Genomic DNA, 15,615 nt, shown 5'->3' on the forward strand with positions numbered 1-15,615 from the left:
CCGGGTCGAGGGGCCGATTAGGAGAATTGTGGCCAAGACCCGCGTTCACGAGCTCGCCAAGGAGTTCGGTGTCGAGAGCAAGTTCGTTCTCGAGAAGTTCAAGGAGATGGGGGAGTTCGTCAAGTCGGCGAGCTCGACCGTCGAGCTCCCTGCGGAGATGCGTTTCCGCAAGGAGGTCGGACCCCAGCTGAAGAGCGACGGCCCCGCTGCCGCCCCCGCGCCCAGCGCCCCCGCCGCCAAGCCCGGCCCCGCCGCTGCGGCGAAGCCCGCCGCCCCGGCGCCCGCCGCTCCGGCCCAGCCGGCCGCGTCGACGCCCCCGGCCGCCGCGCCGGCCGCCGCCGCCCCGAGCGCGCCCGCCCCGTCGGGCCCGCGCCCGGGCCCCAAGCCGGCCCCGCGCAAGCAGGCGCCCGCGGCTCCGGAGGCTCCGGCCGCCCCCACGGCGCCGGCTGCACCCGCGGCCAAGGCCACCCCCGCTGCGCCGGCTGCTCCCGCCGCGAAGGCGGCCCCCGCTCCGGGTGCCCCCAAGTCGCCGGCACCCCGTCCGGTCGGCCGCCCCGGTGCGCCGCGCCCGGGCAACAACCCCTTCTCGTCCAACCAGGGCATGGGCCGTCGGCCCTCCGCCCCGGCCCCGGGCGGCGACCGCGGTCCCGCCGCGCCCGCTCCCGGCGGTGCCGGTGGCGGCGCGAGTGCCGGTGACCAGCGTCCGCCGCGTCCGCCGGCCGGTCGCGACGGCGGTGCGCCGGGTCGCTCGGGCATGCCCCGTCCCAACCCCGCGATGATGCCCAAGTCCCCGGCCGCGTTCGGCCAGGGTCCGGGCGGTCGTCCCGGCGCTCCGGGTCGCCCGGGTGCCCCCGGTCGCGGCGGTGCTCCGGGTCGTCCCGGCGCCCCCGGTCGCGGTGGTCCCGGCGGCGGCGGTGCTCCGGGTCGTCCCGGCGGCTTCGGCCCCACCGGTGGCGGTCGTCCCGGCGGCGGTCGTCCCGGCCAGCGCGGTCAGACGCAGGGTGCCTTCGGTCGCCCCGGCGGCCCCTCGCGTCGTGGCCGCAAGTCGAAGCGGGCGCGTCGCCAGGAGTTCGAGGCGATGCAGGCGCCGACCATCGGCGGCGTGCGCGTCCGCAAGGGCGACGGCGAGACCGTCAAGCTGCCCCGAGGCGCCTCGCTGACCGACTTCGCCGAGCGCATCGGCGTCGACGTGTCCTCCCTCGTGCAGATGCTCTTCAGCCTCGGCGAGATGGTCACGGCCACCGAGTCGGTCAACGACGAGACCTTCGAGCTGCTCGGCGAGGAGCTCAACTACGTCGTCCAGGTCGTCTCCCCCGAGGACGAGGACCGCGAGCTGCTCGAGTCCTTCGACCTGGAGTTCGGCGAGGACGAGGGCGACGAGAGCGACCTGGTCATCCGGCCGCCGGTCGTGACCGTCATGGGTCACGTCGACCACGGAAAGACCAAGCTGCTCGACGCGCTGCGCAACGCCAACGTCGTGGCCAAGGAGGCCGGCGGCATCACGCAGCACATCGGTGCCTACCAGGTCGCGGCGGAGGTCGACGGCGACGAGCGTCGCATCACCTTCATCGACACCCCCGGTCACGAGGCGTTCACCGCCATGCGTGCCCGTGGTGCCCAGGCGACCGACATCGCGATCCTCGTGGTCGCGGCCGACGACGGCGTCATGCCGCAGACGGTCGAGGCGCTCAACCACGCCAAGGCCGCCGGTGTGCCGATCGTGGTCGCGGTCAACAAGATCGACAAGCCCGACGCCGACCCGACCAAGGTCCGCGGCCAGCTCACCGAGTACGGCCTCGTGCCCGAGGAGTACGGCGGCGACTCGATGTTCGTCGACGTCTCGGCCAAGTCCGAGCTCAACCTCGACAAGCTCCTCGAGGCCGTCGTCCTCACCGCCGACGCCTCGCTCGACCTGCGGGCCAACCCCACGCAGGACGCGCAGGGCCTCGTGGTCGAGGCGCACCTGGACCGCGGTCGCGGCCCGGTCGCCACGGTGCTGGTCCAGCGCGGCACGCTGCGCGTGGGCGACTCGATCGTCGCCGGCGCCGGCTACGGCCGCGTGCGGGCGATGCTCGACGAGCACGGCGAGAACATCACCGAGGCCGACCCGTCGCGCCCCGCGATGGTGCTGGGTCTGACCGCCGTCCCCGGCGCGGGTCAGAACTTCATCGTCGTCGAGGACGACCGGATGGCCCGCCAGATCGCCGAGAAGCGCGAGTCGCGTGAGCGGGCGGCCATGCAGGCCAAGCGCCGCGTGCGTCGCACCCTCGAGGACTTCATGGCCTCCATGGAGAAGGGCGAGAGCCAGGAGCTCAACCTCATCCTCAAGGGCGACGTGTCCGGCTCGGTCGAGGCGCTCGAGGACGCCCTGTCGCACATCGACGTGGGCGACGAGGTCAGCCTGCGGGTCATCGACCGCGGTGTCGGTGCGATCACCGAGACCAACGTCGACCTGGCCGCCGCCTCCGACGCCATCATCATCGGCTTCAACGTCCGGCCCCAGGGCAAGGCGACCGAGATGGCGGACAAGGAAGGCGTCGAGATCCGCTACTACTCGATCATCTACCAGGCGATCGAGGAGATCGAGGCGGCCCTCAAGGGCATGCTCAAGCCGGTCTACGAGGAGTCGGTGCTCGGCCAGGCGGAGATCCGCGAGATCTTCCGCTCGTCGAAGATCGGCAACATCGCGGGCTGCATGATCACCAGCGGTGTCGTGCGACGCAACGCCAAGGCGCGCGTGCTGCGCGACAACGCCGTGGTCGCCGACAACCTCGACCTGTCCTCCCTGCGCCGGGAGAAGGACGACGCCTCCGAGGTCCGCGAGGGCTTCGAGTGCGGTCTGGTGCTGCGCAACTTCCAGGACATCAAGATCGGCGATGTCGTGGAGTCCTTCGAGATGCGCGAGATCCCGCGCTCCTGATCGACCCTCCGAGCCGGCGCGACGACCCCACCCGGGTCGTCGCGCCGGCTCGGTGTCGGTCCAGGCCCCGGACCGTCGTCCAGCCGGTCCGCGAGGCCACCGCCAGCCAGCGCCCCAGCCGGGCGTGCGAGAGAGTGAGAACATGAGCAGCCCCCGAGTCCGCAAGATCGCCGACCGGATCCAGGTCATCGTCGCCGAGATGCTCGAGCGTCGCGTCAAGGACCCGCGCCTCGGCTTCGTCACCGTCACCGACGTGCGCGTCACCGGCGACACCCAGCAGGCCACGGTCTTCTACACCGTGCTCGGCGCCGACGGCGACGACGAGGCCGCCCGGGCCGGCACCGCCGCCGCGCTCGAGTCGGCCAAGGGCCTGATCCGCTCGGAGGTCGGCAAGCAGCTCGGCATGCGCCACGTGCCCACGCTGACCTTCGTCGCCGACGCGCTCCCCGACACCGCCCGGCAGCTCGACGAGGTCCTCGCGCGTGCCCGGGCCCAGGACGAGGCCGTGGCCGCTGCGCGCGGTGCGACGTACGCCGGCGGGGAGGACCCGTACAAGAAGCCCCGCGAGGCCGACGACGAGGCCGACGACGAGGCCGACGACGAGGCCGGGACCGTCGCGGAGGGACCCTCGGCGGCGGAGCCCGACACCGGGGGCGACGAGCTCCGGTGACCGACCTCGCCGGCCTGCTGGTCGTCGACAAGCCCGGCGGCATCACGTCGCACGACGTGGTGTCCCGGGCGCGCCGGGCGCTCGGCACGCGCAAGGTCGGCCACGCCGGCACGCTCGACCCGATGGCCACCGGCGTGCTCGTGCTGGGCGTCAACCGGGCGACCCGGCTGCTGGGCCACCTCATGCTCACCGAGAAGGCCTACGCCGCCACCGTGCGCCTCGGGGTCGCCACGACCACCGACGACGCCGAGGGCGAGGTCGTCGCGACCACGCCGGCCGGTCACCTCGACGAGGCGGCGGTGCGCGAGAGCCTCGCGGGCTTCGTGGGCGACATCGAGCAGGTGCCGACCGCGGTCTCGGCCATCAAGGTGGACGGCAAGCGCGCCTACCAGCGCGTGCGCGACGGCGAGGACGTGCAGCTCGCCGCCCGGCCGGTCACGGTGCACGAGCTCACGGTCCTCGACGTGCGCCGGGTGCCCGGCGGTGCGGTGACGGGGGACGGCGCCGGCGGGTCCCCGACCACGGACGTGGTCGACGTCGACGTCGCGCTGCGCTGCTCCAGCGGCACCTACGTGCGCGCCATCGCCCGCGACGCGGGTCGCGTGCTCGGCGTGGGCGGCCACCTCACCGCGCTGCGCCGCACGGCCGTCGGGCCCTACGACCTCACGGTCGCCACCACCCTGGAGCAGCTGGCCGAGCAGGGTCCCGGCGCACTGCTGCCGGTCGCCGCCGCCGCACGCGCGGCGTTCGCGTCCCTCGACCTCGACGCGCGTCAGGCCGGCGACGTGCGCATCGGGCGGCCGCTCGACCTGGCGCTCGACGGCCTCACCGCCCTCTTCGACCCGGCGGGGGAGTTCCTGGCCCTCTACGAGCCCCGCGACGACCGGGCCCGGGCGGTCGCCGTCTTCGTCTGAGGGCCCGGGTCTAGGGTTTGACCGTGCAGATCTGGCGCTCCCTCGACGACGTCCCCCCGGACCAGCCGCGCTCGGTCGTGGTGGTCGGCAACTTCGACGGCGTCCACCTCGGTCACCGTCGCGTGCTGGCGAGGGCGCGCTCGCTCGCCGGCGACCGCCCCGTCGTCGCGGTCACCTTCGACCCGCACCCGATGGCCGTGCTGCGTCCCGAGCACGCGCCGACGACGCTCACCACGATGGAGGCGCGCGCCGCGCTGCTCGACGAGGCCGGCGCCGACGCCGTGCTGGCCCTGCCCTTCGACCGCGCCGTGGCGGCCTGGACGCCGGAGGAGTTCGTGGTCAAGGTCCTCGTCGACGCGCTGCACGCCGCGAGCGTCGTGGTCGGGGCCAACTTTCGCTTCGGCCACAAGGCCGCCGGCGACGTGACCACGCTGGTCGAGGAGGGGCTGCGCCACGACTTCGCCGCCGAGGGCATCCCGCTCGACGGCGGCCCGATGGTGTGGTCGTCGACCTACGTCCGCACGTGCCTGGCCGCCGGCGACGTGGCCGGCGCGGCCGAGGCGCTCGGTCGGCCCTACGCCGTGCGCGGCCTCGTGGTGCAGGGCGACCAGCGCGGGCGCGAGCTCGGCTACCCCACGGCCAACGTGCCGATCGACGCGAGCGTCGCGGCCCCGGCCGACGGCGTCTACGCCGGCTGGCTGCGCCGCGTCGGCGCGACGGGCGACCCGCTGCCCGCCGCGATCAGCGTCGGCACCAACCCGACCTTCGCCGGGGAGCGCGACCGGCGCGTGGAGAGCTACGTGCTCGACCGCACCGACCTCGAGCTCTACGGCGTCGAGGTCGAGGTCTCCTTCGTCGAGCGCCTGCGCGGCATGACCGCCTTCGCCTCGGTCGAGGAGCTGCTGGTGCAGATGGCCGACGACGTCGCGCGGGCCCGCGACCTGCTCCGCGGCTGATGGGGGAGTCGTCGACCCGGACCGAGCTCGCCGCCGCGGAGACCTGGTTCTCCCGCAACGGCCTGACCTACTTCGTGCCCTCCGAGCGGGCCGCGGCGCGCCAGGCCCTCAAGCCCGGGCGCACCGCACCCCTGCTGCTGGTCGTCGCGGTCGTGGCCGGCACCCTGGGCGGGCTGCTGGCCTGGTGGGTGGGTGAGCTCAGCGCGGCGCCGGCGCTGCTCGTCTCGCTCGGGCTGGCGGCCCTCGGCTGGTACGCCCTCACGGCGCTGCGGCTGCGCCCGATCCTCGCCTGGGCGCTGGGCCGGACGTTCGGCAGCCTGCGGCTGCTGCTGCCGATGGCCACCCGGGCGCTGCCGCTGCTGCTGCTCTTCATGACCTTCCTCTTCATCAACGCCGAGGTGTGGCAGCTCTCGGCCAGCCTCGCCCCCGGCGTGCTGTGGCTGCTGGTGCTGCTGCTCGGCGGCCTGGCCGTGGCCTTCCTGCTGGTGCGGCTGCCCGAGGAGGTCGACCGCGCCGACGACGCGGTCGACGACGCGTTCCTGCGACGCGCCTGCCGGGGCACACCGCTGGAGGCCGCCTGCGAGGAGCTGCTCGCCGACGCGACGGCCGATCCTGCGTCCCGCGCCGAGGTCACCGGCTTCGAGCGGTGGAACCTCGTGCTCGTCCTCCTGGTCATCCAGGCCGTGCAGGTGCTGCTGCTGGTGGCGATGGTCTTCGCCTTCTTCCTGCTCTTCGGCTCCCTGGCCATGGGGGAGCAGGTGCAGCTGGCCTGGACCGCCCGCGAGAGCATCACGAGCCTCACCTGGCTGCCGAGCGTCTCGGTGGAGCTGGTGAAGGTCGCGCTCTTCCTCGCCGCCTTCTCCGGTCTCTACTTCACGGTCTCGGCGGTCACCGACGAGACCTACCGCGAGCAGTTCTTCTCCGGCGTGACCCGCCACGTCGAGCGGGCGGTGGGGATGCGCGCGGTCTACCTCACGCTGCGCGCCCGCGCGGCGGACTGAGGGTCGACGGGCGGCGTCGCCGCGACGCCTCCGGACGCGCCGCGGCCCGGCACCCTGGAGGGTGCCGGGCCGCTGCGTCCGCGCGGGTGGGACGACGTCAGGCGTCGAGGTCCTTCTCGACGAGGGCCGCGATGGCCTCGACGTCGGCCTCGGAGTCACCGGAGACGGTGACCGAGTCGCCCTTGCCGGCGCCCAGGGTCATGATCAGCAGCGCGGAGCTGGCCTCGACCGGCTCCTCGCCCTCGACGGCGAGCATGACCTCGGAGTCGAGCTCACCGGCCGCCTCGGAGATGATCGCGGCGGGGCGGGCGTGCAGGCCGACGGCGGAGCCGACGGTGACGGTCTTGCTGGGCATGGTGCTCCTTCGGAGGGGGTGGGTGCGGGCGGGTGTGGCGGGGTCAGGCGACGGGCGCGACAGCGGGGTTCTTGGCCGTGGACTTCAGCACGATGACCGCGGCGGCGCCGACGAGCACGCCGGCGACCAGGGCGATGATGAAGCCGAGCACGCCGTCCACGGCGAAGAGCACGAAGATGCCGCCGTGCGGTGCCCGGACGCTGACGTCGAGGGCCTGCGAGAGGCCGCCGGTGACGGCGCTGCCGAGCATGATCGAGGGGATCACGCGCAGCGGGTCGGCCGCGGCGAACGGGATGGCGCCCTCGGTGATGAAGGAGGCGCCCAGGAGCCAGCCGGCCTTGCCGTTCTCCCGCTCGGGCTGGGTGAAGAGCTTCGGCCGCACGACGGTGGCCAGGGCCAGCGCGATCGGGGGCACCATGCCGGCGAGCATGACCGAGGCCATGATCTTGAGCTCGGGGGCGTCGGCCGCGAGGGCCGCGCCGCCGACGCCGGCGGCGGCGAAGGAGTAGGCGACCTTGTTGAGCGGACCGCCCATGTCGAAGGCCATCATCAGGCCGAGCACGACACCGAGCAGGATGGCGTAGCTGCCGCTCATCGAGTTCAGACCGTCGTTGAGCTGGTCCATGAGCCAGCCGATCGGGCGGCCGAGCACGACCAGCATCAGCAGGCCGGCGATGATCGAGGTCAGCAGCGGGATGACCAGCACGGGCATCAGGCCGCGCGCCCAGGCGGGCACCTTCCACGAGCCGATCCAGTGGGCGATGACGCCGGCGAGCACACCGCCGACGATGGCCCCGAGGAAGCCGGTGGCCGGGACCCCGACGCCGTCGCCGTCGACGACGCCGAAGATGTTGGCGGCCAGACCGCCGACGATGAAGCCGGGCGCGATGCCGGGACGGTCGGCGATGGCGTAGGCGATGTAGCCGGCCAGGGCCGGGATGAAGAACATGAACGCGGTCTTGCCGATGATGAAGAAGAGCGCGCCGATGTAGGCCATGAGGCCGGAGCCGAAGAGGGCGTGGTCGAGGCCGAGGGCGTCGACGTCGGGCAGGTTGAACAGCGTGTTGTTGACCGCGATCTCGCCGTAGGGCCCGACGATCTCGTAGCCGCCGAACAGGAACGACAGGGCGATCAGCAGACCGCCGGCGGCCACGAACGGGATCATGTAGGACACGCCGGTCATGAGGACCCGCCGCGTGCGGCCGCCCCACGTCTCGCCGCCGCCGGTGCCGGCACCCGAGCCGGCGCCCGCGTCGGAGCCGGAGCCCTCGACGCGCGGAGCGGCCGGGTCGTCGGCGTTGCGCAGCGCCTCGGCGATCATGGCGTCGGCGGCGTCGATCGGCCGCTTGACGCCCGAGGAGACCAGCGGCTTGCCGGCGAAGCGGGCCCGGTCGCGCACCCCCACGTCGACGGCGAAGATGACGGCCTCGGCCTGGCGGATCACGTCGGCGCCCAGCGGCGTCGAGCCGGCCGAGCCCTGGGTCTCGACGACGAGGTCGACCCCGGCCCGCTCGGCGGCGGCCTCGAGGGCCTCCGCGGCCATGTAGGTGTGGGCGATGCCGGTGGGGCACGCCGTGACCGCGACCAGGCGGCGTCGGGTGGCGGTGGCGGCGGCCGGGGCGGCGGCGGGCGCGGTGGCGGCAGCACCGCCGGCGGACGCCGACGCGCTCGCGGCGGCCGGGGCCGCGGCGGCGGCCGGCTTGGCCGCGGGGGCCGTGCCGAGCACGTCGGCGACGATCTCCACGACCTCCTCGCGCGTCTCGGCGGCGCGCAGCGCGTCGGTGAAGGCCGGCTTCACCAGGGCGCGGGCCAGCTTGGTCAGCAGCTGCAGGTGGGTGGCGTCACCGCCCGCGGGAGCGCTGATGAGGAAGGCGAGGTCGGCCGGCCCGTCCTTGGCGCCGAAGTCGACCGGCGGCGAGAGCCGGGCGAAGGCGAGCGTCGGCTCCTCCACGCCGGCGGTGCGGCAGTGGGGGATGGCGATGCCGCCGGGCAGGCCGGTGGGCGACGTGCCCTCGCGGGCGATCGCGTCGTCGGCGAGCTGCGCGACGTCGGTGGCGCGGCCGGCCTCACCGACCGTCGCCGCCAGCGCACGGATCACGTCGTGCTTCTCCGAGCCGAGGTCCGCGTCGAGGCGGACCAGGTCGGCAGTGATGAGGTCAGACACGTTCACCCTCCTGGGTGTCGAGCAGGTCGCGGACCGCGACCAGGTCCGGGCGGACCTGGGCGGGCAGCGGGATGGTGGTGCCGGGGAGTCCGGCGGCCGCGCTGCCGTAGGCGACGGCGAGCGCGAGTCGTTGGGCGGGCGAGTGCTTGCGCAGGTCGCCCAGCAGGTAGCCGAAGAGGCTGGAGTCGCCCGCACCGACCGTGGAGACCACGGTGGTGGGCGGGGGAGTGGCGTGCCACGCGCCGTCGGCGGTCACGAGCACGGCGCCGTTGCCGCCGAGGGTGGCGAGCACCGTGGAGACCCCGCGGTCGACCAGCAGCCGGGCGGCGCGGGCCGCGGCGTGCGGGTCGCGCTCGAGCTCCTCGGCGTCGCCGCCGGTGAAGGAGGCCAGCTCGTCGCCGTTGGGCTTCATCAGGTACGGCGCCGCCCCGGGCAGGGCGTCGACGAGGGCGCGCAGCGGGGCGTCGCTGGTGTCGACCGCCACCCGGGCGGGGGTGTCGCGCAGGGCGGTGACGACCTCGGCGTACCAGGAGCTGGGCGCGCCGGGGGGCAGCGATCCGGCCAGGACGATCCAGTCGGCGCTGCCCGCCCGGCGGCGCAGCGAGTCGACCAGCGCCCGCAGCACCTCGGGGGTCACGTCGGGCCCGGGGCTGTTCAGCTTGGTCGTCGTGCCGTCGGGCTCGGTGATCGTGATGTTGACCCGCGGGCTGCCCGTGCCGTCGACGGGGCGGCAGTCGATCCCGGCGGCCAGCAGCTCGAGCACGAAGGGGTCGTCGGAGGGCGCGGGCAGCACCGCGATCGACGGCACTCCTGCGGCCACGGAGGCGCGCGAGATGTTCACGCCCTTGCCTCCGGCCTGCGAGAGCACCGAGGCCGCGCGCTGCACGGCGCCGCGCTCGAGCGGGGCGTCGAGCGTGACCGTCCGGTCGTGGCTGGGGTTGGGCGTCAGGGTGACGATCATGCGATGACGACCTCCACGTCGTGGTCCTTGAGCTCGACGGCGTGCTCGGGGTCGATGGCGTCGTCGGTGACGAGCAGGTCGACGTCCTCCAGCGACGCGAACCGCACGAGGGCCTCCTGCCCCACCTTGGCGGCGTCGGCGAGCACGACGACCTGGCGTGCGGCGGCGACCATGGCCCGCTTGGTGGCGGCCTCGTCGTGGTCGGGGGTGCTGAGGCCGTGGCCCACGGTGATGCCGTTGGTGCCGACGAAGGCGACGTCGGCGCGCACCAGCTCGAGGGCGGCCACCGTGTCGGCGCCGACGGCGGCCTGCGTCGTCGTGCGCACGCGTCCGGGCAGCAGGTGGAGCTCGATGTGGGGCACGGTCGCGAGGCGGGCCGCGATCGGCACCGAGTGGGTGAGCACGATCAGCTGGTGGTCGCGGGGCAGCAGGCTGGCGAGGCGGGCGGTGGTGGTGCCGGCGTCGAAGAGCACGACCGAGCCGGGCGCGGGCAGCAGGTCGAGTGCGGCCTGGGCGATGCGGTCCTTCTGCGCGACGTTGGCCTGGTCGCGCTCGAGCAGGCCGGACTCGATGGCGGCGAGGGTGTGGGCCGGGATCGCCCCGCCGTGGACACGCCGCACGAGGCCCATCCGCTCGAGGGCCGACAGGTCGCGGCGCACGGTCTCCGTGGTGACCTCGAAGGTCTCGGCGAGCGCGGTCACCGACAGTCGGCCGCGGTCGGCGACGAGCTGGGCCATGGCCTGCTGGCGTTCCTCTGCGTACATTGCCCTCGTCCCCCCTCTCGGTTGCCGGCTCCTGCCGGTCTGGTCGGTCACCGGCTCGGCCGGTGTGGTTCTGCGTTCATGTTGTTTTATCCCCGTTTCTGTTTGACTGTCAAGTGATTCCGGGGATAAGTTGTGGCCATGGTCACCCAGACGTCCACCGACCAGCTCCTCGGCACCCCGGTGGTGCCCGGGCTGGCGACCGGGCCCGCGCTCGTGGTCCGCTCCGAGATCAGCCCCGCCGCGATCGAGGCCTTCGACGGCGCCTCCCTCGACGAGGAGGCGGCCCTGCGGGCCTACGACGACGCCGCGGGCGCGGTCGCGGCCGGCTTCGAGCGCCGCGCGGGCAGCGCCCACGGCGCGGCCGCGGAGGTGCTCACCGCCAGCGCGGGCCTGGCCCGTGACAAGGGCCTGCGCATCGCCGTGCGCAAGCACCTGCGCTCCGGTGAGGACCTGCTGAGCGCCCTCGCCGCCGGCGTCGAGCAGTTCGTGGGCGTCTTCACGCAGATGGGCGGGCTGATGGCCGAGCGGGTCACCGACCTGCGCGACATCGAGCGCCGGGTGCTGGCGCACCTCGTGGGCGAGCCCGAGCCGGGCGTGCCCACGCCGCAGGAGCCCTCGGTGCTGGTGGCCGAGGACCTCGCGCCCTCCGACACCGCGGGGCTCGACCCCACGGTGGTCGTCGCGCTGGTGACCGAGCGCGGCGGGCCCACGAGCCACACCGCGATCATCGCGCGCCAGCTCGGGATCCCCTGCGTGGTCGGCACGGCGGGCGCCATGGGCCTGCGCTCGGGCACCCGCCTGCTCGTCGACGGGTCCACCGGCGTCGTCGAGCTCGACCCCGACGAGGCCGACACGGCCCGCCGGGTCGCGGCCGACCGCGAGGTCCGCGCGGCGGTCGAGGGCTGGACCGGCCCGGGGCGCACCACCGACGGCACGAGCGTGAAGATCCTGGCCAACGTCGCCGACGGCGAGAGCGCCGCGGGGGCGGCCACCGGCCCCGTCGAGGGCGTCGGGCTCTTCCGCACCGAGCTGTGCTTCCTCAACCGCACCGAGGAGCCCTCGGTCGAGGAGCAGGCCGACATCTACTCCGACGTCCTGTCGCCCTTCTCCGGTGAGCGCTACGTCGTCGTGCGCACCCTCGACGCCGGCTCCGACAAGCCGGTCGCCTTCGCCACCCACGACGGGGAGGAGAACCCCGCCCTGGGCGTGCGCGGGCTGCGGCTCTCCTTCGACAACCCCGGCCTCCTGGAGCGTCAGCTCGACGGCATCGCCGCTGCCGCGGAGCGCACCGGCACCGAGACCTGGGTGATGGCGCCCATGGTCGCCACGGTCGCCGAGGCGGCCGGGTTCGCGGAGGCGGTGCGCTCCCGCGGGCTCAAGGCCGGTGTCATGGTCGAGGTGCCCTCCGCCGCCCTGCTCGCCCACCGGATGCTCGAGGTGGTCGACTTCCTCTCGATCGGCACCAACGACCTCACGCAGTACGCCATGGCGGCCGACCGCATGGCCACCGACCTGGCGCACCTCACCGACCCGTGGCAGCCCGCGGTGCTGCAGCTGATCGCCATCACCGCCCACGCGGGCCAGGAGGCCGGCAAGCCCGTGGGCGTGTGCGGCGAGGCCGCGGCCGACCCGCTGCTGGCCTGCGCGCTGGTCGGCATGGGGGTCACCTCGCTGTCGATGGCCTCGGCCGCCGTGCGGTCGGTCGGCGCCCGCCTCGGCACCGTGTCGATGGCCACGTGCGAGGAGGCTGCGGAGGCCGCGCTGTCGGCGCCCGACCCGCAGGCCGCGCGGGCCGCGGTGCTCGCGCTGCTGGAGGGCTGAGCGGGTCCGGGCCGGGGGAGCCCGGCCCGGACCGGCTCCCCACAATGGGGGTCGCGGGTGCGGCGGTGCGCTCGCAGACTCGCTGGGTGAAGCCTGTTGCGCGCCGTGCGGTGACCGGGGCGCTCGTCGCGCTCCTCGCCCTCGCCCTGCCCCTCCTCCCGCTCCTCCCGGCGCCGGGCCCGCACCGGGCCGGGGTCGGCCCCGGCGCGGCGGCGGCGGCCGAGCCGTGGAAGCCCCCCGCGCTGGTGCGCACCATCGGCGGCACCGGTCGCGCCAGCCTCTTCCCCTGGGGCCTGGCGTGGAACCCCGTCTCGCAGCGCTGGATCGTCGGCGACTACTTCAACTACCAGGTGCGCACCTTCGACGCCGACTGGCGCTCCACCGGCGTGCTCCCGCAGCCCAGCGCGGCCTCGGGCGACCCCGAGTCGGTCCTGGCCTCGGTGGCCGTCGACCCGCGCACCGGCGAGACCTACGTCGGCAAGCCCAAGCCCGACACCCTGGCCCACTACGCCGCCGACGGCACGCGACTGCCCGACGTGGTGGTCGACCCGACGTCCGGCTCCCAGACCTACACCGCGTGGGTCACCGTCGACGACGAGGGCTACGTGTGGGTGCTCGACAGCCACCTGTGGAACACCGACGCCGACCCCTCGCGGCTGATCCGCCTGGCTCCCGGCGGGGGCGCCCAGGTCTCCTCGTGGGACCTGTCCTTCCCGGGCCAGAAGCCGGGCCAGTTCTACGGCATCGACGTGGGCTCCGACGGACGCGTCTACCTCGCCGACGCCGTCAACCGCCGGGTCCAGGTGCTCTCGCCCGACGGCACCCTGATCCGCTCGATCGGCACCTCCGGCGAGGCCGACGTGCCCGGCGCGCTCTCGGGCGACCTGCGCAGCGTGGTGGTCGACGACGAGGCCGGGCGCCTCTACGTCGTCGACGCGGTGCAGGACCAGGTCGAGGTCTTCGACCTCGAGGGCCGACCGCTGCTGCAGATCGGCGGCCACGGCACCGAGCCGGGGCGCCTCGTCGCCCCGCGCCAGCTCGCCTTCGGGCCCGAGGGCGACCTGTGGGTCAGCGAGTACGGCAACTACCGCATCCAGGCCTTCGACCCCCTGACCGGCGTCTCGCGCGGGGTCGAGCCGACCCCGCTGCCCGAGCGCCCCGGCGGGCAGCTCGGCCAGCCGCGCGACGTCGGCGTCGACCCCGCGACCGGCGAGGTCTGGGTGGCGGACTCCTGGAACCAGCGCTTCTGCCGCTACGCCGCCGACGGCACGTGGACCGGCTGCTGGGGCGGGCGCGGCAACACCCCGCCCTACGGCGTGAAGTACCCCCGCGGCATCGCCGTCGACGCCGCGCGCGACCGCGTCTGGGTGAGCAACAACGCCGGCGGCACCATCTTCGTCTACGACGACGAGGCCGGCTTCCTCTTCCAGGTCGGCGAGGAGGGCAACCGGCGCAACAACGAGCCCGGCATGCTCGAGAAGCCCTTCGGGATGGCCTTCGGCAGCGGCTACGCCTACGTCGCGGACCCCGGGTCGACCTACGAGAACAGCAGCGCCCAGGTCAAGGTGCTCGACGCCGACACCGGCGCGCAGGTCGCCACCATCGCGCGCAACGCCCGGACCGTGGCCGTCGACGAGGCCACCGGTCTGGTCTACGTCGCCGACACGGGCACCAACCAGCAGAAGATCTACGTCTACGGCCCCACCGGCGGTCCGGCGCTGCGCAGCTTCGGCGGCAGGGGCACCGCGGCCGGCAAGTTCACCGGCCTGTGGGGCGTCACCGTCTCCGACGGCGTCGTCTACGCCACCGACGAGGCGCAGTCGAGGGTGCAGGCCTTCACGACCGGCGGGGCCTTCCTGGGGCGCTGGGGCTCGGTGGGCTCGGGTCCGCTGCAGCTGCGCAACCCCGCCGGCATCACCCACGACGCGGCGGGCCTGCTCTACGTCGCGGACTCCTCCAACGACCGGGTCGTCGTGCTCGACCCGGGCCGCGCGCGCCCGGCGTACCTCTTCTCACGGCCCACGCTGACCCTGACCTCGCCGGCCACGGGCTCGGTCACGCCCGGCCCGGTGGTGGTCGAGGGCCTGGCGGGCGACGACCGGTCGCTGGCCTCGGTCGAGGTGTCGGTGCGCGACCGGGCCACGGGCCTGTGGTGGGACCCGACCACGGCGACCTGGGCGACCGCGCAGACCTGGGGTCTCGCCCCGTGGTCGGGGAGCCCCACCTCGGCCCGGTGGCGCTGGGTCTTCCCCGGCGCCGAGACCGACCACGACTACCACCTCGAGGCCCGGGCCCGCGACGCCGACGGCACGGTCTCGGCCCCGGTGCGCAGCACCGAGGTCTCGGTGCGCGAGCCCGACCAGGTGGCGCCGAGCACCACCGTGACCCCGCCCGGCACCACCCTCCTGCCCGGCACGGTCGCCCTCTCCGGCGACGCGGGCGACGACCGCGGCGTGGCCGCGGTGCGCTGGGCGGTGCAGCACGTGCGCAGCGGACGCTGGTGGACCGGCAGCGCGTGGGCGCTCGACCCGACCTGGTCGACCGCGACGCTGGCGGCCCCCGGCGCCACCGCCACCGGCTGGAGCGCGACCTGGACCCCGCCGGCCGCGGAGCAGTACGTCGTGGTCGCCCGCGCCGTCGACACCGGCGGGGGAGAGGACCCCGTCGGCGCCTCGGCGGGCTTCGTGGTCGGCCTCGCCGAGCCCGACCAGACCGGCGCGGAGACCCGGGTGACGGCACCGACCGCGGGCCAGGTGCTCCCGCCGGGCGACGTGGTCGTCACCGGCCGGGCCACCGACCTCTCGGGGGTGGGCTGGGTCGACGTGGCGCTGCAGGACCGTGCCACGGGGCTGTGGTGGGACGCCGCGACCGGGGGCTGGGGAGCCTTCACCTGGAACGACGGCGCCTCGACACCCGCCGCGCGCTTCGCCAGCCCCACCACCTGGTCGTGGACCTGGCCGGCCCTGGCGCCGGGGTCCTACCGGATGGGCGCCCGGGCGCGCGACGGCGGCGGTCGCGCCGACGCGACCCCCGCCTGGGTCGACGTGAGCGTCGGCTGACGCCCTTTTGGGGGCCCCGGTGTGCGCGCG

At 74.8% G+C, this 15,615-nt stretch carries 11 protein-coding genes; 7 read left to right on the top strand and 4 right to left on the bottom strand.

The window, feature by feature from the left end:
• Nucleotides 1-28 precede the first annotated feature (28 nt).
• The 5 genes from infB (at nucleotide 29) to ASF47_RS02600 (ending at nucleotide 6,461) form a co-directional block, all read left to right on the top strand.
• The gene (gene infB, locus ASF47_RS02580) at nucleotides 29-2,920 is read left to right on the top strand and encodes a translation initiation factor IF-2 (RefSeq protein ID WP_056862417.1); all 2,892 of its coding nucleotides are present in this window, start codon (nucleotides 29-31) and stop codon (nucleotides 2,918-2,920) included.
• 142 nt (nucleotides 2,921-3,062) lie between these two features.
• Nucleotides 3,063-3,590 carry a 30S ribosome-binding factor RbfA gene (rbfA, locus tag ASF47_RS02585; RefSeq protein WP_056862418.1) on the top strand — a complete coding sequence of 176 codons (528 nt, stop codon included), beginning with the start codon at nucleotides 3,063-3,065 and terminating at the stop codon, nucleotides 3,588-3,590.
• On the top strand, nucleotides 3,587-4,504 hold the full coding sequence (gene truB / locus ASF47_RS02590) for a tRNA pseudouridine(55) synthase TruB (RefSeq protein ID WP_056862419.1): 918 nt from the start codon (nucleotides 3,587-3,589) through the stop codon (nucleotides 4,502-4,504). Before rbfA ends, truB begins: the two co-directional genes overlap by 4 nt.
• Before the next feature lie 23 nt (nucleotides 4,505-4,527).
• On the top strand, nucleotides 4,528-5,460 hold the full coding sequence (locus tag ASF47_RS02595) for a bifunctional riboflavin kinase/FAD synthetase (RefSeq protein WP_056862915.1): 933 nt from the start codon (nucleotides 4,528-4,530) through the stop codon (nucleotides 5,458-5,460).
• Nucleotides 5,460-6,461 carry a hypothetical protein gene (locus ASF47_RS02600; RefSeq protein ID WP_056862420.1) on the top strand — a complete coding sequence of 334 codons (1,002 nt, stop codon included), beginning with the start codon at nucleotides 5,460-5,462 and terminating at the stop codon, nucleotides 6,459-6,461. Before ASF47_RS02595 ends, ASF47_RS02600 begins: the two co-directional genes overlap by 1 nt.
• A gap of 97 nt (nucleotides 6,462-6,558) precedes the next feature.
• On the opposite strand, the gene ASF47_RS02605 is transcribed toward ASF47_RS02600, so the two are convergent.
• Genes ASF47_RS02605 through ASF47_RS02620 form a run of 4 tightly spaced genes read right to left on the bottom strand, consistent with a single transcriptional unit; the run spans nucleotide 6,559 to nucleotide 10,705 of the window.
• On the bottom strand, nucleotides 6,559-6,816 hold the full coding sequence (locus ASF47_RS02605) for an HPr family phosphocarrier protein (protein WP_056862421.1): 258 nt from the start codon (nucleotides 6,814-6,816) through the stop codon (nucleotides 6,559-6,561).
• 43 nt (nucleotides 6,817-6,859) lie between these two features.
• The gene (locus ASF47_RS02610) at nucleotides 6,860-8,980 is read right to left on the bottom strand and encodes a PTS fructose transporter subunit IIABC (protein ID WP_056862422.1); all 2,121 of its coding nucleotides are present in this window, start codon (nucleotides 8,978-8,980) and stop codon (nucleotides 6,860-6,862) included.
• Nucleotides 8,973-9,941 carry a 1-phosphofructokinase family hexose kinase gene (locus ASF47_RS02615; protein WP_056862423.1) on the bottom strand — a complete coding sequence of 323 codons (969 nt, stop codon included), beginning with the start codon at nucleotides 9,939-9,941 and terminating at the stop codon, nucleotides 8,973-8,975. Before ASF47_RS02615 ends, ASF47_RS02610 begins: the two co-directional genes overlap by 8 nt.
• Nucleotides 9,938-10,705, bottom strand: coding sequence for a DeoR/GlpR family DNA-binding transcription regulator (locus tag ASF47_RS02620; protein WP_056862424.1), 768 nt, complete (start codon nucleotides 10,703-10,705; stop codon nucleotides 9,938-9,940). Before ASF47_RS02620 ends, ASF47_RS02615 begins: the two co-directional genes overlap by 4 nt.
• 138 nt (nucleotides 10,706-10,843) lie before the next feature.
• Here ASF47_RS02620 and ptsP point away from each other — a divergent pair, with 138 nt between their 5' ends.
• Nucleotides 10,844-12,526 carry a phosphoenolpyruvate--protein phosphotransferase gene (gene ptsP, locus ASF47_RS02625; RefSeq protein ID WP_056862916.1) on the top strand — a complete coding sequence of 561 codons (1,683 nt, stop codon included), beginning with the start codon at nucleotides 10,844-10,846 and terminating at the stop codon, nucleotides 12,524-12,526.
• Nucleotides 12,527-12,612: 86 nt separating this feature from the next.
• Nucleotides 12,613-15,585: an NHL repeat-containing protein gene (locus tag ASF47_RS02630; protein WP_156697694.1), complete on the top strand. Its 2,973-nt coding sequence runs from the start codon at nucleotides 12,613-12,615 to the stop codon at nucleotides 15,583-15,585.
• Nucleotides 15,586-15,615 lie beyond the last annotated feature (30 nt).

The organism is Nocardioides sp. Leaf285, assembly GCF_001422955.1.
GTDB classification, from domain to species: Bacteria; Actinomycetota; Actinomycetes; order Propionibacteriales; family Nocardioidaceae; genus Nocardioides; species Nocardioides kribbensis.

Bases quoted from the DNA above. Each gene is read 5' to 3' on its own strand.
- rbfA (WP_056862418.1), top strand. From the start codon at position 3,063: ATGAGCAGCCCCCGAGTCCGCAAGATCGCCGACCGGATCCAGGTCATC.
- ASF47_RS02600 (WP_056862420.1), top strand. From the start codon at position 5,460: ATGGGGGAGTCGTCGACCCGGACCGAGCTCGCCGCCGCGGAGACCTGG.
- ASF47_RS02605 (WP_056862421.1), bottom strand. From the start codon at position 6,816: ATGCCCAGCAAGACCGTCACCGTCGGCTCCGCCGTCGGCCTGCACGCC.
- ASF47_RS02615 (WP_056862423.1), bottom strand. From the start codon at position 9,941: ATGATCGTCACCCTGACGCCCAACCCCAGCCACGACCGGACGGTCACG.
- ASF47_RS02620 (WP_056862424.1), bottom strand. From the start codon at position 10,705: ATGTACGCAGAGGAACGCCAGCAGGCCATGGCCCAGCTCGTCGCCGAC.
- ptsP (WP_056862916.1), top strand. From the start codon at position 10,844: ATGGTCACCCAGACGTCCACCGACCAGCTCCTCGGCACCCCGGTGGTG.